15 protein-coding genes and 1 pseudogene are annotated in these 17294 nt (G+C 64.7%); 2 read left to right on the top strand and 14 right to left on the bottom strand.

The window, feature by feature from the left end; genetic code table 11:
• Positions 1 to 300: 300 nt before the first annotated feature.
• From sppA to rluC, 3 genes are read right to left on the bottom strand one after another with little or no spacing between them, the layout of a single operon-like run.
• Entirely contained in the window at positions 301 to 1290 is a 990-nt protein-coding gene (gene sppA / locus R9B85_RS19845) for a signal peptide peptidase SppA (RefSeq protein ID WP_207879769.1), read from the bottom strand.
• 6 nt (positions 1291 to 1296) lie between these two features.
• Entirely contained in the window at positions 1297 to 1971 is a 675-nt protein-coding gene (locus tag R9B85_RS19840; RefSeq protein WP_252379360.1) for an HAD family hydrolase, read from the bottom strand.
• A gap of 3 nt (positions 1972 to 1974) precedes the next feature.
• Positions 1975 to 2931, bottom strand: a complete 957-nt coding sequence (rluC, locus tag R9B85_RS19835; RefSeq protein ID WP_103449704.1) for a 23S rRNA pseudouridine(955/2504/2580) synthase RluC — start codon at positions 2929 to 2931, stop codon at positions 1975 to 1977.
• 797 nt (positions 2932 to 3728) lie between these two features.
• On the opposite strand from rluC, the gene rne reads away from it, so the two are divergent.
• On the top strand, positions 3729 to 6998 hold the full coding sequence (gene rne, locus R9B85_RS19830) for a ribonuclease E (protein ID WP_181457378.1): 3270 nt from the start codon (positions 3729 to 3731) through the stop codon (positions 6996 to 6998).
• A gap of 184 nt (positions 6999 to 7182) precedes the next feature.
• On the opposite strand, the gene murB is transcribed toward rne, so the two are convergent.
• From murB to R9B85_RS19790, 8 genes are all read right to left on the bottom strand, one after another.
• Positions 7183 to 8202, bottom strand: a complete 1020-nt coding sequence (murB, locus tag R9B85_RS19825) for a UDP-N-acetylmuramate dehydrogenase (protein WP_423770492.1) — start codon at positions 8200 to 8202, stop codon at positions 7183 to 7185.
• Positions 8199 to 8663 carry a low molecular weight protein-tyrosine-phosphatase gene (locus tag R9B85_RS19820; protein WP_112253341.1) on the bottom strand — a complete coding sequence of 155 codons (465 nt, stop codon included), beginning with the start codon at positions 8661 to 8663 and terminating at the stop codon, positions 8199 to 8201. Before R9B85_RS19820 ends, murB begins: the two co-directional genes overlap by 4 nt.
• On the bottom strand, positions 8663 to 9427 hold the full coding sequence (kdsB, locus tag R9B85_RS19815; RefSeq protein WP_375149606.1) for a 3-deoxy-manno-octulosonate cytidylyltransferase: 765 nt from the start codon (positions 9425 to 9427) through the stop codon (positions 8663 to 8665). The genes R9B85_RS19820 and kdsB overlap by 1 nt, the downstream gene beginning before the upstream one ends.
• Positions 9424 to 9609, bottom strand: coding sequence for a Trm112 family protein (locus R9B85_RS19810; RefSeq protein ID WP_003247142.1), 186 nt, complete (start codon positions 9607 to 9609; stop codon positions 9424 to 9426). The genes kdsB and R9B85_RS19810 overlap by 4 nt, the downstream gene beginning before the upstream one ends.
• 44 nt (positions 9610 to 9653) lie before the next feature.
• Positions 9654 to 10655, bottom strand: a complete 1002-nt coding sequence (lpxK, locus tag R9B85_RS19805) for a tetraacyldisaccharide 4'-kinase (RefSeq protein WP_112253343.1) — start codon at positions 10653 to 10655, stop codon at positions 9654 to 9656.
• Positions 10655 to 11089, bottom strand: coding sequence for an ExbD/TolR family protein (locus R9B85_RS19800; RefSeq protein ID WP_046617071.1), 435 nt, complete (start codon positions 11087 to 11089; stop codon positions 10655 to 10657). Before R9B85_RS19800 ends, lpxK begins: the two co-directional genes overlap by 1 nt.
• Positions 11086 to 11721 carry a MotA/TolQ/ExbB proton channel family protein gene (locus tag R9B85_RS19795; RefSeq protein ID WP_016391244.1) on the bottom strand — a complete coding sequence of 212 codons (636 nt, stop codon included), beginning with the start codon at positions 11719 to 11721 and terminating at the stop codon, positions 11086 to 11088. Before R9B85_RS19795 ends, R9B85_RS19800 begins: the two co-directional genes overlap by 4 nt.
• Before the next feature lie 217 nt (positions 11722 to 11938).
• Entirely contained in the window at positions 11939 to 14155 is a 2217-nt protein-coding gene (locus R9B85_RS19790; RefSeq protein WP_423770491.1) for a DNA internalization-related competence protein ComEC/Rec2, read from the bottom strand.
• Between the two features lie 143 nt (positions 14156 to 14298).
• Between R9B85_RS19790 and R9B85_RS19785 the strand changes: the two are divergent.
• Positions 14299 to 14805 (top strand): annotated as a pseudogene (locus R9B85_RS19785) (DUF2062 domain-containing protein); the annotation flags it as partial.
• A gap of 9 nt (positions 14806 to 14814) precedes the next feature.
• Here the strand turns inward: R9B85_RS19785 and R9B85_RS19780 are convergent.
• The 3 genes from R9B85_RS19780 to R9B85_RS19770 all read right to left on the bottom strand — a co-directional run bounded on the left by R9B85_RS19780 (position 14815) and on the right by R9B85_RS19770 (position 17291).
• On the bottom strand, positions 14815 to 15594 hold the full coding sequence (locus tag R9B85_RS19780; RefSeq protein WP_112253345.1) for an ABC transporter permease: 780 nt from the start codon (positions 15592 to 15594) through the stop codon (positions 14815 to 14817).
• A complete protein-coding gene (locus tag R9B85_RS19775) occupies positions 15591 to 16523 on the bottom strand; it encodes an ABC transporter ATP-binding protein (protein ID WP_112253346.1) in 933 nt (310 codons plus the stop codon). The genes R9B85_RS19780 and R9B85_RS19775 overlap by 4 nt, the downstream gene beginning before the upstream one ends.
• Before the next feature lie 144 nt (positions 16524 to 16667).
• Entirely contained in the window at positions 16668 to 17291 is a 624-nt protein-coding gene (locus R9B85_RS19770) for a glutathione S-transferase (protein WP_112253347.1), read from the bottom strand.
• Between the last annotated feature and the right edge of the window lie 3 nt (positions 17292 to 17294).

Raw genomic sequence — 17294 nt, 5'->3', positions numbered from 1 at the left:
CGCCTGGGAGATCGAGCGCCGCCCGCGCGGCGCTTCGCGGGACAAGCCCGCTCCCACATTTGTTGCAACGTGGCCATGCCTGTGAGGCCATGGTTGTCAGTCTTGACGGCATGACTGGAATTCGAGGTGGGCATTGGCGCCACCCCCGTCTCAAGACATGCACCAAGGTTTGCAACCATGGCCTGACAGGTTCGGCACGTTGCAACAAATGTGGGAGCGGGCTTGCCCCGCGAAGCGCCGCGCGGGCGGCGCTCGATCTCACAGACGACGCAAAACCCAAGACAGCCATGCTGCACAAAATCAGCGCAATTGCGGCCCCTGGAACCCCATCCACATCGCCAAACGCTCGGCCACACTGGCCCCCACACGCTTGGAGAAGCGATCAAGCGCCGACTCCTGCACGGTGAAGTCCACCAGGTCCTTCTCGCCCACGATCTCGCGCGCCACATAGCTGGCACTGCCCAGCCCATCGACCAGACCCAGCTCCTTGGCCTGCTCACCCGACCAGACCAGGCCACTGAACAGCTCCGGATGCTCCTTGTCCTTCAGGCGCTCGCCCCGCCCCTGCTTGACCATGGCAATGAACTGCTGATGCGTGGTATTCAGCACGCCCTGCCAGAACTCGGTCTCTTCCGGCTTCTGCGGCGAGAACGGGTCAAGGAAGGCCTTGTGCTCGCCCGCCGTGTAGGTACGCCGCTCCACTCCCAGCTTCTCCATGGTGCCGACAAAGCCGTAACCGGCCGCCGTCACACCAATCGAGCCCACCAGGCTGGCCTTGTCGGCATAGATCTCGTCCGCGGCACTGGCGATGTAGTAGGCGCCGGAAGCACCAAGGTCAGCAATGACTGCATACAGCTTGATGGCCGGGTATTCAGCCCGCAGGCGGCGGATTTCGTCATACACGTAGCCCGACTGCACAGGGCTGCCGCCAGGGCTGTTGATGCGCATCACCACAGCCTTGGTCTTGCTGTCCTTGAACGCCTCGCGCAGGCTCTTGACGATATTGTCGGCGCTGGCCGGCTCCTGGTCGGCAATCACCCCGCGCACCTCGACCAGCGCGGTATGGCTGGTACTGCGCGACGCCGCCTTGTCCATGTCCATCAACGGTGTGAACAGGATCAGGATGCCGAACAGGTAGACGAAGGCCAGCAACTTGAAGAAGATCCCCCAACGTCGCGCCCGACGCTGCTCCTGAACGCTCGCCAGCAGGGTCTTTTCCAGCAGCTTCCAGCTCTTGCGCTCTTCGCGCTCCTCGGGTTCGGCCTCGGGGGCTTTCCATTCGTCTGCCATGCTTACCTACCTTGGAAATGGAATTGCGGAACCACCCAGCCACTCACGCAACTGGGAAAAATGATCAATGCATACCTGCGGGCCGAATTCGGCCAGCGCCGACAGTGACATGGCACCATAGCCCACGGCCACCGAATGCATGCCGGCATTGCTGGCCATCTGCAGATCGAACGCCGAATCTCCGACCATCAGCGCACGCGCGGGTTCGACGCCGCAATGGCCGAGTATTTCCTCGAGCATCAGCGGGTGCGGTTTGCCTCGGGTCTCGTCAGCGGCGCGGGTGATGTCGAAAAACTGCTCCCAGCCGTTGGCCTTGAGCACCCGATCCAGCCCGCGACGGGCCTTGCCGGTGGCCACCGCCAGGCGGTAACCCTCGGCACGGAAGGCATCCAGCGACTCGACCACACCCTCGAACAGCGGCGAGGGCTGCTGGTCCAGGGCCATGTAGATATCGGCATAGTGCTGACGAAAGCTTTCGACCTGCGCAGGCGCCAGGTGCGGGTACAGGGTGTGGATCGCCTCGCCCAGGGCCAGACCGATGATGCCCTTGACCGCATCCTCGCTGCTTTGCGCCTCACCAGCACGCTCGGCGGCGGCATTCATCGCCTCGACGATACGCCCGATCGAGTCGGCCAGCGTGCCGTCCCAGTCGAAGATCAGTAGCTCATAGCCTTTTTTCATGGATCAGGACGCACTCAGACGTTCAACGGTTTTCGCCCAGACTTCATCCACTGGCGCCTCGAGCTTCAGCTCGCCACCATCCGGCAGCGGTACGGTCAGTGCGTAGGCATGCAGGAACAGGCGCTTGCCGCCCAGCTCGCGGATTTCGCGGCTGAAGTCTTCGTCGCCGTACTTGCTGTCACCGGCGATCATGTGCCCGGCATGCAGGGTATGCACGCGGATCTGGTGGGTACGGCCAGTGATCGGGCGCGCCTCGACAATGGTGGCGAACTCGCCGAAGCGACGCAGCACACGGAACAGGGTCAGCGCCTCCTTGCCCTCGTCGTTGACTTCGACCATACGCTCACCGGAGCGCAGGTTGCTCTTGAGCAACGGCGCGTTGACCTGCTTCTTCGAGGTCGGCCAGTGGCCGCGCACCAGCGCCATGTAGCGCTTGTCGACACCGTCGCCGCGTAGCGCGGCATGCAGATGGCGCAGCATGCTGCGCTTCTTGGCAATCATCAGCAGGCCGGAGGTATCGCGGTCCAGGCGGTGCACCAACTCCAGTTCCTTGGCGTCCGGGCGCAACTGGCGCAGCGCCTCGATCACGCCGAAGCTCAGGCCGCTGCCGCCATGCACGGCGATGCCGGCCGGCTTGTTCATCACGATCAGCGCCTTGTCTTCGTAGACGATGGCCGCTTCCAGGCGCTGCAACAAGCCCTGCGCTACCGGCGCCGGCTCGTCACGTTCCGGCAGGCGGACGGGCGGTACCCGCACGATGTCGCCCGCCTGGATCTTGTATTCCGGCTTGACGCGCCCCTTGTTGACCCGCACCTCACCCTTGCGCAGGATGCGGTACACCAAAGTCTTGGGCACGCCCTTGAGGGCCGTGATGAGGAAATTGTCGATGCGTTGGCCGGCAAGCTCCGGCGCGACTTCGATCAGCTGAACGCCGGAAGTCGGAGGGGTATTGGTCGTCATTGCGGGATCATAACAATTTTTTATGGAATTGAAGCACTTAATCATTGCTGCTATAGTCGCGAACGCCGCCAAAAGCGGCAGGCCAGTGGCACCAGGCTCGTTGCCGGTCCCTGACCAACGCAATTCTCCAGGACGCGAGGCCGTCCTACGGGGTGTTCGCCAGTTTACCGAATTGCCTGGAATCGCCACCAGCGCTGTGTAGAGAAGACCGAAAAAAAACGACAAGTGCGGTGTTTCACCTGCTTACCCGATTCTTTTCGCTGCACCTCTGCCCGCCCGTCGCTTCCACGCAACGCCCGGCGAATGCTTCGGAAATACCTGCCTTGGACATGAATGGCGCCAGCGCAGAACCTGCGTTGGCGAAAAATGCAACCCGTTGCGGATTCAGCGCGCGGCAGCACCCGAATTATCAGGGATACGTGCAGGGTGGAGATGCACAGCCCTCGGACCGTGTAGCACCGCGTCCGGCCCACCAGTCCACTGACGGCTGGCGAGCGGATAAGGTCCTGAACAGATGCCCCCGGGCGTCCACGGCTGACGGTTGATTCCTCCTCCTGACTGAGTGCACAAGGCCCGCTTGGTTGATTCGGATTCCAATTCGAAGCCACCGGGGCCTTGTTGGCACCGCAGCAAACAGGACGCGTCGTCGCGACAACGGCAGGCTGGGCAACCGGCTGGTGCCGAACGTCGCTCGACACGGGGGTGGCCCGACCACCCTTTGCGCACCTTGGCACCGACCATGAGACGTCGTGTGTGCCGAACGCCGTTTCCGGCAGCCCGGAAACCGACGGTACAACATGAAAAGAATGCTGATTAACGCGACTCAACCCGAAGAGTTGCGTGTAGCCCTGGTGGACGGCCAACGTCTCTACGACCTGGACATCGAGTCCGGCGCGCGCGAGCAGAAAAAGGCCAACATCTACAAAGGCAAGATCACCCGCATCGAACCCAGCCTCGAAGCCGCCTTCGTCGACTTCGGCTCCGAACGTCACGGCTTCCTGCCGCTGAAAGAAATCTCCCGCGAATACTTCAAGAAGGCCCCCGAAGGGCGGGTCAACATCAAGGAAGTGCTGAGCGAAGGCCAGGAAGTCATCGTCCAGGTCGAGAAGGAAGAGCGTGGCAACAAGGGCGCCGCCCTCACCACCTTCATCAGCCTGGCTGGCCGCTACCTGGTGCTGATGCCGAACAACCCGCGCGCCGGTGGCATCTCCCGCCGCATCGAAGGCGAAGAGCGCAACGAACTGCGTGAAGCCCTGAACGGCCTGACCGTGCCGGGCGACATGGGCCTGATCGTGCGCACTGCCGGCCTTGGCCGCAGCAGCGAAGAAATGCAGTGGGACCTCGACTACCTGCTGCAACTGTGGACCGCCATCAAGGAAGCGTCCCAGGACCGCGCCGCGCCATTCCTGATCTACCAGGAAAGCAACGTCATCATCCGCGCCATCCGCGACTACCTGCGCCAGGACATCGGCGAAGTGCTGATCGACAGCATCGACGCCCAGGAAGAAGCCCTGACCTTCATCCGCCAGGTAATGCCGCAGTACGCCAGCAAGGTGAAGCTGTACGAAGACAGCGTGCCGCTGTTCAACCGTTTCCAGATCGAAAGCCAGATCGAGACCGCCTTCCAGCGCGTGGTCGACCTGCCGTCCGGCGGTTCGATCGTGATCGACCCGACCGAAGCCCTGGTGTCCATCGACATCAACTCGGCACGCGCCACCAAAGGCAGCGACATCGAAGAAACCGCCTTGCAGACCAACCTGGAAGCGGCCGAGGAAATCGCCCGTCAGCTGCGTCTGCGTGACATCGGTGGCCTGATCGTCATCGACTTCATCGACATGACCCCGGCGAAAAACCAGCGCGCGGTCGAAGAGCGCGTGCGTGAATGCCTCGAGGCCGACCGCGCTCGCGTCCAGGTCGGTCGCATCTCGCGCTTCGGCCTGCTGGAAATGTCCCGTCAGCGCCTGCGTCCGTCGCTGGGCGAAAGCAGCGGCATCGTCTGCCCTCGCTGCTCCGGCACCGGCATCATCCGTGACGTCGAATCGCTGTCGCTGGCCATTCTGCGCCTGATCGAAGAAGAAGCCCTGAAGGACCGCACCGCCGAAGTTCGTGCACAGGTGCCGATCCCGGTGGCAGCCTTCCTGCTCAACGAGAAGCGCAACTCGATCACCAAGATCGAACTGCGCACCCGTGCGCGCATCATCATCCTGCCGAACGATCACCTGGAAACCCCACACTTCGAAGTCCAGCGCCTGCGCGACGACAACCCGGAAGTGATGAACAACCAGTCCAGCTACGAGATCGCCGCCGCCGAAGCCGAAGAAGCGCCGCAGCCGACCGCCACCCGCACCCTGGTTCGCCAGGAGGCCGCGGTCAAGACTGCCCCGGCCCGCGCCAACGCACCGGTACCGGCCACTGTCGAAGAGCCGCAGCCTGCCGCACCGGCCGCCCCTGCCCCGGTCGCTCCGGAGCCAAGCCTGTTCAAGGGCCTGGTGAAGTCGCTGGTAAGCCTGTTCGCCGGCAAGGAAGAGCCTGCCGCTGCGCCAGTTGTAGCTGCCGCCGAGAAACCGGCCGCCGAGCGCAGCCCACGCAACGAAGAACGCCGCAACGGCCGCCAGCAGAGCCGCAACCGCAACGGCCGCCGCGACGAAGAACGCAAACCGCGTGAAGAGCGTGCCGAGCGCGCACCTCGTGAGGAACGTGCTCCACGAGAGGAACGCGCACCGCGCGAAGAGCGTGCACCACGTGAAGAACGGGCCCCACGCGAAGAACGTGCACCGCGTGAAGAGCGCGCACCGCGCCAGCCACGCGAAGACCGCCGCGGCAACCGTGGCGAAGAGCGCGTGCGCGAACTGCGTGAGCCACTGGACGCCACCCCTGCCGAGCGCGAGGAACGCCAGCCGCGTGAGGAACGTGTCGCCCGCGAAGAACGTGCCCCGCGTGAAGAGCGCGCACCTCGCGAGGAACGCGCCCCACGCGAAGAACGTGCACCGCGTGAAGAACGCACACCTCGCGAAGAACGCACACCTCGCGAAGAACGAGCTCCGCGTGAAGAGCGCGCACCTCGTGAAGAGCGTGCTCCTCGCGAAGAACGCGCCCCACGCCCACCACGTGAAGAGCGTCAGCCACGCGTAGCCGAAGAAGCCGCTGAGCAGGCTGCCGAGCTGGCCGAAGAGCAACTGCCGAACGAAGAGCTGCTGCAGGACGAACAGGAAGGCACCGATGGCGAGCGCCCGCGCCGCCGTTCCCGTGGCCAGCGTCGCCGCAGCAACCGTCGTGAGCGTCAGCGCAACGCCAACGGCGAGCTGATCGATGGCAGCGAGGAAGAAGGCAGCGAAGAGCAGCCACAACCGCACCAGGCCACCGAGCTGGGTGCCGAACTGGCTGCCGGCCTGGCCGTAACCGCCGCTGTCGCCAGCAGCAACATCAGTGCCGACGCCGAAGCCCAGGCCAACCAGCAGGCCGAGCTGGCCACCGCCGAAGTCGCCACCGTTGCGCAAACCGACGACAGCGAAGTCGCCCAGCCGGTCGAGCAGGCTGAGAAGGTCGAGCAGGTCGAAGCTGCCGCCAAGGCTGAAGAAGTGGCCGTGGCCCCAGTGGTCGAGCAGCCGGTCAGCGAGCCTGTGGCCGTGGTCGAGGCAACTGCCGAGCCCGTGGTCGAAGTCGCTCCGCAGCCAGTGGTCGAGCAAGCACCTGCTGCCGAACCGGTAGTGGTTGCCGAGGCACCGGTAGAAGCGCCTGCCGTCGAGGCCGGTGAAATCGAGCAGGCCCCGGCCGTGGTCGAAGCTGCTCCGGTTGCCGAGCAAGCCGCTCCAATTGTCGAAGCCCAGCCAGAAGTGGTGGCCGAGCCTGCTCCAGTGGCCGTCGAGCCTGCACCGGTCGAAGCCCCTGCGGCGGTGGAACCTGCCACTGTCATGCTGGCCAACGGCCGTGCGCCGAACGACCCGCGCGAAGTACGCCGCCGCAAGCGTGAGGCCGAGGCTGCCGCCAAAGCCGCGCAGGAAGCTGCTGCAGCCGCCGAGGAGCCAGCCCTGGAAGCCACCGATGAGCAAAAGCCTCATCACGGTTGATAGCCAAGGCTGAATGAAAAAGCCCCGCCAGTGCGAACTGGCGGGGCTTTTTCTTGGCTGGGCGTTTTGCCTGTACCGGCCTCTTCGCGGGTAAACCCGCTCCCACAGCCCCCACCACCCTCAAGCCCTGTGAGGTCCCTGTGGGAGCGGCTTTAGCCGCGAAAGGGCCAGCCCAGTCAATGAATCAGTAGAGGTTAGGCTCCATCTCCAACTCCACCCCGAACCGCTCGAGGATATCGGCCTGGATCCGCCGTGCCAGTGCATGCATCTGCGCCCCGCTCGCCTGGCCGTAGTTGACCAGCACCAACGACTGCAAACGATGCACCCCGGCGTCCCCCTCGCGATGGCCCTTCCAGCCTGCCTGCTCGATCAACCAGCCTGCCGCCAGCTTCACTTGGCCATCGGCCTGCGGATAAGCCACCACCCCCGGGTACTGCGCACGGATACGCTCGACCAGTTCCGCCGAGACCACCGGGTTCTTGAAGAAACTCCCGGCATTACCCAGCTCTGCCGGGTCTGGCAGCTTTTCGCGGCGAATACTGCAGATTGCATCACTGATCGCCTGCGCGGTCGGCGCGGTTACGCCCTGCTCGGCCAGGCGCTGACGCACCGGGCCGTAATCCAGGTGCGCCTGCAAAGTGCGATTCAAGGCAAAACGCACACGCAGAATCAACCAACGGCCAGGGTTGCGCTTGAAAAGGCTGTCACGGTAGCCAAAAGCGCACTCCACCAAGCCGAAGTCACGCAACTCGCCGGTCTCGCGATCCAGGGCGGTCAGGCCGGCGAACACGTCCTTGATTTCCACGCCATAGGCGCCCACGTTCTGCATCGGCGCGGCGCCCACGGTGCCAGGGATCAGGCTGAGGTTCTCCAGCCCGCAATACCCCTGCGCCAGTGTCCACTGCACGAACGGGTGCCATGGCTCACCGGCCTCGGCCTCGACCACGATCCGTTCGCCATCGTCGCTGAGCACGCGCCGGCCACGGCTGGCCATATGCAGCACCAGCGCATCGATATCACGGGTCAGCAGCAGGTTGCTGCCACCGCCAATAACCAGCACCGGCACGCCGCCTTGCTGCGCCTGGGCCAGCGACTGACGTACCTCCTGGTCATCATGTGCCTGGCTGAAGTAGCGCGCCTTCACATCGATGCCAAAGGTGTTGTAAGGCTTGAGCGATACCTGCTCCTGCCACTGCTCTGTCATAGCCGCCCCTTGATTTCCAGGACCAGTGCCTGGCACGCCGCTTCCACCAGGTCGAGCACCTGCTCGAAGCCGTCGGCACCGCCGTAGTACGGGTCTGGCACTTCATCCAGTGCTGCGCCATAGCGCCGCAGGAACAGGTCGAGCTCCCCCACTGCGGTGTGCGGGCGCATCGCACGCAAGTGACCAAGGTTGCTCTCGTCCATCGCCAGGATCAGGTCATATTCGGCAAAGTGCGACGCCTTGACCTGCTGGGCGCGCTGCTGCGACAGGTCATAGCCACGCGCCAGCGCTGCCTTGCAGGTGCGGCTGTCAGGCGCCTTGCCGACGTGCCAGTCGCCGGTGCCGGCCGAGGCCACATGCACCCGGTCGGCAAGCCCGGCAGCCTGCAATTGATGGCGCAGCACGCCTTCGGCGGTGGGCGAGCGACAGATATTGCCGAGGCAGACAAACAGGACGCGCATCAGGCCTCCAGCAAGCGCCGTACGCGCTCCAGGTCTTCAGGGGTATCCACGCCCACGGCAGGCGCCTCGATGGCGTCTTCGACGTGGATGCGTACGCCATGCCACAGGGCACGCAGCTGCTCCAGCGCTTCGGTCTGTTCGAGCCAGCACGGGCCCCAACTGACGAAGTCCTGCAGGAAACCGACGCGGTAGGCGTACATGCCGATGTGGCGGCGATACGGCACGCCTTCCGGCAACAGGTTGCGGTCCTTGGCAAACGCATCGCGGGCCCAGGGCAGCGGTGCACGGCTGAAGGTCAGGGCCAGGCCGTTCTTGTCGCTGATTACCTTGACCGCGTTGGGGTTGAACACGGTTTCCGGCTCATGGATCGGCTCGGCCAGGGTGGCGATGCCGGCTTCCGGGTGTGCCGCCAGGTTGGCTGCCACCTGGTCGATGATCACCGGTGGGATCAGCGGTTCGTCGCCCTGCACGTTGACCACGATGGCATCGGCCGGCAGGCCGAGGTGCACGGCCACTTCGGCCAAGCGGTCAGTGCCCGACTCATGGTCGGCACGAGTCATCAGCACTTCGGCGCCGAAGGCCTTGCAGGCCTCTACGATGCTGGCGTCGTCGGTGGCGATGACCACGCGGCTGGCGCCGCTCTTGCGGGCCTGTTCCCATACATGCTGCACCATCGGCTTGCCGGCGATCGGCAGCAATGGCTTGCCCGGCAGACGCGTGGAGCGCAGCCGGGCGGGGATTACCACGGTGAAGTCCAGGCTCATTTGTCCAGACGCTCGTCGTCGGTCAGGGTGCGTGCCTCGCTTTCCAGCATGACCGGGATGCCGTCGCGAATCGGGTAGGCCAAGCCAGCGCCCTTGCTGATCAGCTCGGTCTTGTCGGCACTGAGCTTGAGCGGGCCCTTGGTGATCGGGCAGGCCAGGATATCGAGCAGTTTGGTGTCCATTGGAGGCTTCCTTTAGGCCAGGTGGCCGGGAATTGAAAAAGGGCTCAGGGCTTGCGCAGCAAGCGTTGCAACTGGTTGTCGAACCAGGCGCTGAAGGCCGGGGTGGGCTGCGCCTCGACGGCCAGGTACCACCAGTCGTCAGCAGCGAAGGCCCGGCATTTCACCGCATCCTTTTCGGTCATGACCAGCGGCAGCGGCGGGCTGAAGGCCAGGCTCTGTGCGCTGAACTGTGCATGGTCGGCAAAGGCATGCGGCACCGGCTGCCAGTTTAGCCCCAGCAGGGTATTGAAGAAACGTTGCGGGTTGCCGATACCGGCCACCGCATGCAGGCGTTGGCCTGCGGGGAAATGGTCAAGCGCGCGGCGCTCACCAGTCCGCAGGTTGACCAGGGTGGACGGCTGCAGGCGGAAGCCGAAACCATCGGCGCGGTCTGCGCTGGCACCATTGAACAACACTGCGTCAGCCTCGTGCAGGCGCTCGGCCGGCTCACGCAGCGGCCCCGCCGGCAGGCAGCGGCCATTGCCCAGGCCCCGGGCGGCATCGATCAGCACCAGCTCCAGGTCGCGCGCCAGGCGGTAGTGCTGCATGCCGTCGTCGCACAGGATCAGGTCGAGGGGTTCGCTGGCCAGCAGGGCCTGCACGGCGCGGGAGCGGTCGGGGTCGATCATCAGCGGCACGCCGGTACGCTGCACGATCAGCAGAGGCTCGTCTCCGGCCTGCCCGGCTACCTGGTCGGCCTGCACGCGCCAAGGTAGCTGCGGCGGCTTGGCGCCATAGCCACGGCTGACCACGCCCACCTTCAGCCCCTGCTGCCGGCAGTGCTCGATCAGCCACAGGATCATCGGCGTCTTGCCGGTACCACCCACGGTAATGTTACCCACCACGATGACCGGCACCGGGGCCCGGTAGCTGGCGCTTTCGCCACTGAGAAAACGCGCCCGCTTGCGCGTGACCACGCGGCGATACAGCGCCTCCAGCGGGCGCAGCAGCGCCAGGGCCGGGTGCCCGGCGTACCAGGCGGCGAGCAGACGATCGGCGAAGGCCATCAAGGCGTGCCCTGGGCCGCCTCGACGGTGGTCATGCGCAACTGGCTGAAACCGAGCTTGCCGGCAGCATCCATTGCGGTGACCACAGCCTGGTGCGGGGTCTTGCCGTCGGCGCTGATCGCCAGCGGCAGCTTGTTGTCGCCACCCGACTCACGCTCGATCGCCTCGCTCAGGGTGGCCAGGTCGCTCTTGGGCAACAGGTGGTTGTTCACCGAGTACACGCCTTCGGCGCTGATGGTGATTTCCACCAGCTTGCCCTGGTCGGGCGGCGCCTGTTCGGCGCTGGCGGCTTCGGGCAGTTCGACGCGCAGTTGGGTCTCGCGGGTGAAGGTGGTGGTGACCACGAAGAACAGCAGCAGGACGAACACCACATCGATCAGCGACGCCAGGTTGATGTCGACGTTCTCCCGCTGGCGGTTGCGCCGGAACTTCACGCCTTGCCTCCGGCCACTTCCACTTCACGGTCGCCCTGGATCACTTCCACCAGCTTGATCGCCTCCTGCTCCATGCCTACCACCAGCTCGTCGATGCGGCGCAACAGGAAGCGGTGGAAGAACACCGCCGGGATACCGACCATCAGGCCGGCCGCTGTGGTGACCAGGGCCTTGGAGATACCACCGGCCAGCACTGCGGCGTTGGCGGTCATCTGTGAGCCCATGAAAGCGCTGAAGATGTCGATCATGCCCAGCACGGTGCCCAGCAGGCCCAGCAGCGGGGCCATGGCAGCGATGGTGCCGAGGGTGCTGATGTAGCGCTCCAGTTCGTGGATGACACGCGAGGCGGCCTCCTCGATGCATTCCTTCATGATTTCGCGGCCATGGCGCGAATTGGCCAGGCCGGCGGCAAGGATTTCGCCTAGTGGCGAATCGGCGCGCAGGGCCTTGAGCTTGTCACTGGTCAGTTGCTTGTCCTTGATCCACATCCACACCTGGCCCAGCAAGTGCGGCGGGGTCACGCGACTGGCGCGCAGGGTCCACAGGCGCTCGACGACGATAGCCATGGCTGCGATGGAGCTCAGAATGATCGGCAGCATCATCCAGCCACCGGACTTGACCAATTCCCACACAGTAAACGCCCCTTTGGAAAAAGGCCGCCACTCTACCATAGGCGCGCCGGGGGCTCATCTGCCGGAGGTCAGGGAATTGACCGGGCCAGTTTCCACCTTGGGCTTTGGGGCGTCTGAACTCGCCTCTTCGCGGGTGAACCCGCTCCCACAGGTATTGCGCTGCTCTCAAGCCTTGCGCCGTACCTGTGGGAGCGGGTTAACCCGCGAAAGGGCCAGTTCAGCTACCGCCAACATCACGCCAGAAGCGCCGCTGTCGGCGCATACTCTCGACCTCCCCCAGCCTCCCCAACACCAAACGCAACGCCCCCTGCTCCGCCGTGTCATGCATCACCACCCCATGCCGCCGATAACGTTCGACCACCTGCGCATGCGGGTGGCCGAAGCTATTGTTGCGCCCGCGCGAGATCAGTACCCCGCGCGGCGCCGTGGCGCGGATGAAGGCCTCGCTGGACGAGCTGCGGCTGCCATGGTGCGGCGCCTGCAACCAGTCGATACGCGGCGCCTCGGTGGCCGACAGCCAGGCTCGCTCGGCACCGGCTTCCATGTCCCCCGCCAGCAACAACCGCTCACCCTGCGCCTCCACCAGCAACACACAAGAACGGTCATTGCTGCTGCGCCCATCAGCCCAGCGCCACAGCGAAAAGCGCACGCCATCCCACATCCATCGCTCGCCACTGGCACAAGGTTGCAATTGCATGTCATCCAGCACTTCGCCGCCGATCACCCGTTTGACCGGCAGGCCACGCTGGATTGCCCCAGCACCACCAGCATGGTCGGCATGGGCATGGCTGATGAGCATCAGGTCCAGGCTGCCCACCCCCAGCTTGCGCAAGGTTGGCAACACCACCCGCTCGCCCAGGTCGCTCTCTCCCCTGGCCGGCCCGGCGTCGTAGAGCATGTTGTGATGGCGGGTGCGCAACAGCACCGCCAGCCCCTGGCCGACGTCCATCTGCCAGACCTCGACTTGCCCGAAAGGCACCGGCGCCTTGGGCACCCACAGGGCCAGCAGCATGATGCCGCCCAAACCACGCAGCGGCACGCCACGGGGCAGCAGTACCAGCAGAGCGCCCAGGCACACCAGCAACCAGGCCCACAACGGCAGGGCTGGTGGCAGCCACGCCGACTGCTGCTGCGCGGCCTGCGCCAGCAGCCGGAACAGCACATCGAGCAGCCCCCCCGCCAGCCAGAGCAATGCCTCCCCTACCTCGCCCAACGGCAGCAACAAAGTGCCCAGCAGCGCCAATGGCAGTACCACCAGACTGATCCACGGCACCGCAACGAGGTTGGCCAGCGGCGCACTCAGGCTCACTGGCAAACCCGTAGCCAACAGTACCGGCAGCAAACCGATGGCAATCACCCATTGAGCCCGGGTCCAGGCCTGCCAAGGGCGCCAGCCGCCCAGGCGGGCACTGAAGCAATAGACAAGCGTGGCCACGGCCGCGAACGATAGCCAGAACCCCGGCAACAGCGCGGCCAACGGCTCGACCAGCAGCACCGCGTCTAGCGCCAGCAACAACGGCAAGGTCGCGCCAAGATGGCGATAGCGCAGGCGCCAGAACAACACCACGGCCAGCATCAGGCAGGCCCGTTGTACCGGCACGCCTGCACCGGCCAGCCAGCCGTACGCCAACGCTGCGGTCATGGCCAGACCGCAGGCACAAGGCAGCCATGGCAGCCGTGCCGGCCACAGCCCCCAACGCGCCAGCCAGGCAACCAGACCATACAGCAAACCGGCAACAAGGCCGATGTGCTGGCCAGAGATCACCAGCAGGTGCACCGTGCCGGTGGCCTGCAACGTTTGCCAGTCCTCCCGGGCCAGGCCCGCCCCGTCGCCAAGTACCAGCGCCACCAACGCTGCCTGCTGGCCATGGGCCTCGACTGCCAACAGGTGCTGGCGCAGCGTGTCGCGCCAGCCGCCGGCAACCGGCGCCAGCAACTGCCCGGCCTTGACGGTACCGGTCGCACCGACCCGCCGCGCCAGCAGTTGCGCCTCACGATCCGGCCCATGCGGGTTAAGCAACCCGGCCGGGCGCTGCAAGGTCACCGCCAGCCGCCACTGCTCGCCCGTGCGCAGCGGCGGGCCATCGAACCAGCTCAGTTGCAGGCGCTGTGGCAGTTCTGCCCGCCGCGAACGGGGCGCGTCCAGCTCGAAGCGCACACCTTGCGCAGTCCGGGTCGGCAGGCCGACCACCTGGCCCTCAAGCCACAGGGTGCGTCCGTCCAGCCCGGCGGCCAGGCGGTCATCCAGCGCCTGCTGTGCGGACCAGCAGGCCCAACACAGGCCTAACAGAAAACAGCCCAGCGGCCACAGCCGGGTGAACAGGCCGGCGCCACCGGCTACTGCCAGCAGCACCAGCCATCCGACCGATGGCAATGCGGGGAGAAAGCCCAGGCACAACAGCCCGAGCGCGAGCGCAAGCATCCCTGTGCGCATAGAAGTAGAGCTCCAGAAGCAAAATCATCTTCTGAGGGATAGCCCAATTGCCGGCAGCGCTTGCTCAACAATTGTCACAAACTCTAAACGAGGCTGAGCGGGAATCAGGGCATACTGCCCGGATAAACGCTCCGGGAGCCTACATGCCGCGCCGACTTTTCAAACGCTACATGCCGGACCCGACCAGTATTCGGGAACACAAGTCCTTACGCTTTTTCGGCAAGTTGCTGCACGACCCGAACCTCTGGCACCTGAACCGCCACTCGGTGGCGCGGGCCATGGGCGTTGGCCTGTTCGCGGCGCTGATCCCGATGCCGGCGCAGATGCTGCTGGCCGCCGCGCTGGCCATTCCGTTGCGCGGCAACCTGCCGATCGCGGTCAGCCTGGTATGGCTGACCAACCCGCTGACCATGCCACCGGTATTCTTCGTCACCTACATGACCGGCGCCTGGCTTATGCAGGTACCGCCGCGTACCCTGCCCGACGAACTGACTTTCCAGTGGATTACCGACCAGCTGTCGACGCTGTGGCAACCCTTCCTGCTCGGCTCGGTGGTGTGCGGCGTGGTGCTGGGGATCCTTGGCTACTTCACCACCATGTTCTACTGGCGCTGGTGGGTGGGCCGGCAGTGGCGTCGCCGCCAATGCCGGTGCAAGGCTTCAGGCACGCATGCCGCGGCCGCTGACCAGCAGGCGCACGCACACCAGGTAGAGCACTGCGGTAGCGACCAGCATGAAGGTAATCGCCGTGCCAATGCTGATATCCGACACCCCTAGGATGCCGTAGCGGAACGAGTTGACCATGTGCAGCACCGGGTTGGCCAGCGACACGGTCTGCCAGAACGGTGGCAGCAGGTTGATCGAGTAGAACACCCCGCCCAGGTAGGTCAGCGGCGTCAGAACGAAAGTCGGGATGATCGAGATGTCGTCGAAGTTGCGCGCGAACACCGCGTTGACGAAGCCCAGCAGCGAGAAGATGGTGGCAGTCAGCAGCACCACGACCACGGTCACGCCCAGGTGGTGCACCTGCAGGTGGGTGAAGAACAGCGACAGGAAGGTCACGATCACGCCCACCGCCAGCCCGCGCAGCACGCCGCCCAGCACATAACCGACGAGAATCGTGTGCGGTGAGACCGGCGATACCATCAGCTCCTCGATAGAGCGCTGGAACTTGCTGCCGAAGAAGCTCGATACCACGTTGCCGTAGGAGTTGGTGATCACCGACATCATGATCAGCCCCGGCACGATGTACTCCATGTAGGTGAAGCCACCCATGTCGCCGATCTGCCGGCCAATCAGGTTACCGAAGATGACGAAATACAGGACCATGGTAATCGCCGGCGGCAGCAGGGTCTGCGGCCAGATACGCAGAAAGCGCCGCACTTCGCGGTAGACGATGGTGTTCAGGGCGACCCAGTTGGTGCGCATTTCCACACTCATACGGCCACCTTCGACAGGTTTTTTTCCACCAGGGACACGAACAGCTCCTCGAGTCGGTTGGTCTTGTTGCGCAGGCTCTGCACTTCGATGTTCTGCAGCGCCAGCTGGCCGAACAGCGCGGTGATGCCAATGTCCTTGTCCACCTGCACTTCCAGGGTGTGCGGGGTCAGCAGCCGGCACGGGTAGCCCTGCAGCACCGGTGCAGTGGTCAGGTCCTGCCTGATGTCGAGGACGAAGGTTTCGACATGCAGCTTGCCCAGCAACTGGCGCATGCTGGTGTTCTCGACGATGGTGCCGTGGTCGATGATGCCGATGTTACGGCACAGCTGCTCGGCCTCTTCCAGGTAGTGGGTGGTGAGGATGATGGTGATGCCCTTCTGGTTCAGCTCGGTAAGGAAGCTCCACATCGACCGGCGCAGCTCGATATCCACGCCAGCGGTTGGCTCGTCGAGAATCAGCAGGCGTGGCTCGTGGATCAAAGCACGGGCAATCATCAGGCGGCGCTTCATGCCGCCGGACAGCGAGCGCGACTGCACGTCACGCTTGTCCCACAGGCCGAGCTGGGTCAGGTACTGCTCGGCACGCTCCTTGGCCACCTTGGGCGGGATGCCGTAATAACCGGCCTGGGTCACGACGATGTCGAAGGTTTTCTCGAACTGGTTGAAGTTGAACTCCTGCGGTACCACGCCCAGACAGCGCTTGAGTGCCGACGGCTCGCGATCCAGATCGTGGCCGAACACGTTGACCGTGCCGCTGGTCTTGTTCACCAGTGTAGAGAGGATGCCGATGGTGGTGGACTTGCCCGCGCCGTTGGGGCCGAGCAAGGCGAAGAAGTCGCCTTCGGCAACATCCAGATCGATGCCCTTGAGGGCCTGGAAGCCGTTGCCGTAGGTCTTGGTCAGCTGTCGGATGGACAGGGCGGAACTCATAGCGGGTCACTTACCGAGAAAAAGGTGCAGGACACGCCAGGTAAAGGCACTGGCGCAGTGAGTGCGGCCAATGGTGCTTGGCCTGGCCGCACAAGTACAGTCATGTGTATTGATAATGACTATCGAAGTAGCCGTGGTGTTCGATCAGGTCAGCGCGGTCATTACCGCTGCCTGGTACGCAGGGCGGGCCTTGAGGCGCTCGTACCAGGCCTCCAGGTGCCGCATGGCCGGGCGCTCGATGGGCATTTCGAACCAGGCATAGATGAAACTACCCAGTGGGATGTCACCCATGCCGATCTGGTCACCGGAAAGGTACGGTTGTTTGGCCAGGGCTTCGTCGGCAATGGCCAGCAGTTGGGCGCATTGCTTGTGCGCGGCGTTGATCGCCACCCAGTCGCGCTGGTCCTCCGGGGTGCGCAACAGGCCCCAGAACAGTGGGCGGAACGGCGTGGCAAAGGACGAGGTGGTCCAGTCCATCCACTTGTCCGCCACGGCGCGCTGACGCGGGTCGCTCAGGTACCAGCCCTGCTCCGCGCCGTACTCGGCGCACAGGTAGCGGACGATGGTGTTGGATTCCCACAGGGTCAGGTCGCCGTCTTCCAGCATCGGCACCAGGCCATTGGGGTTGCGCGCGCGGTAGTGCGGCTCGTTGACCACGCCGAAGGCGCCGCCGGCGTCGATCGACTCGAAGTCCAGGCCCAGTTCATGGGCGATCCACAGTGCCTTGCGCACATTGCTCGAATTCTTGCGGCCCCAGATCTTCAGCATGAC

This window comes from Pseudomonas sp. NLJ1, assembly GCF_049486705.1.
GTDB lineage: Bacteria > Pseudomonadota > Gammaproteobacteria > Pseudomonadales > Pseudomonadaceae > Aquipseudomonas > Aquipseudomonas inefficax.
This window is presented reverse-complemented; position numbering and strand designations above follow the sequence as displayed.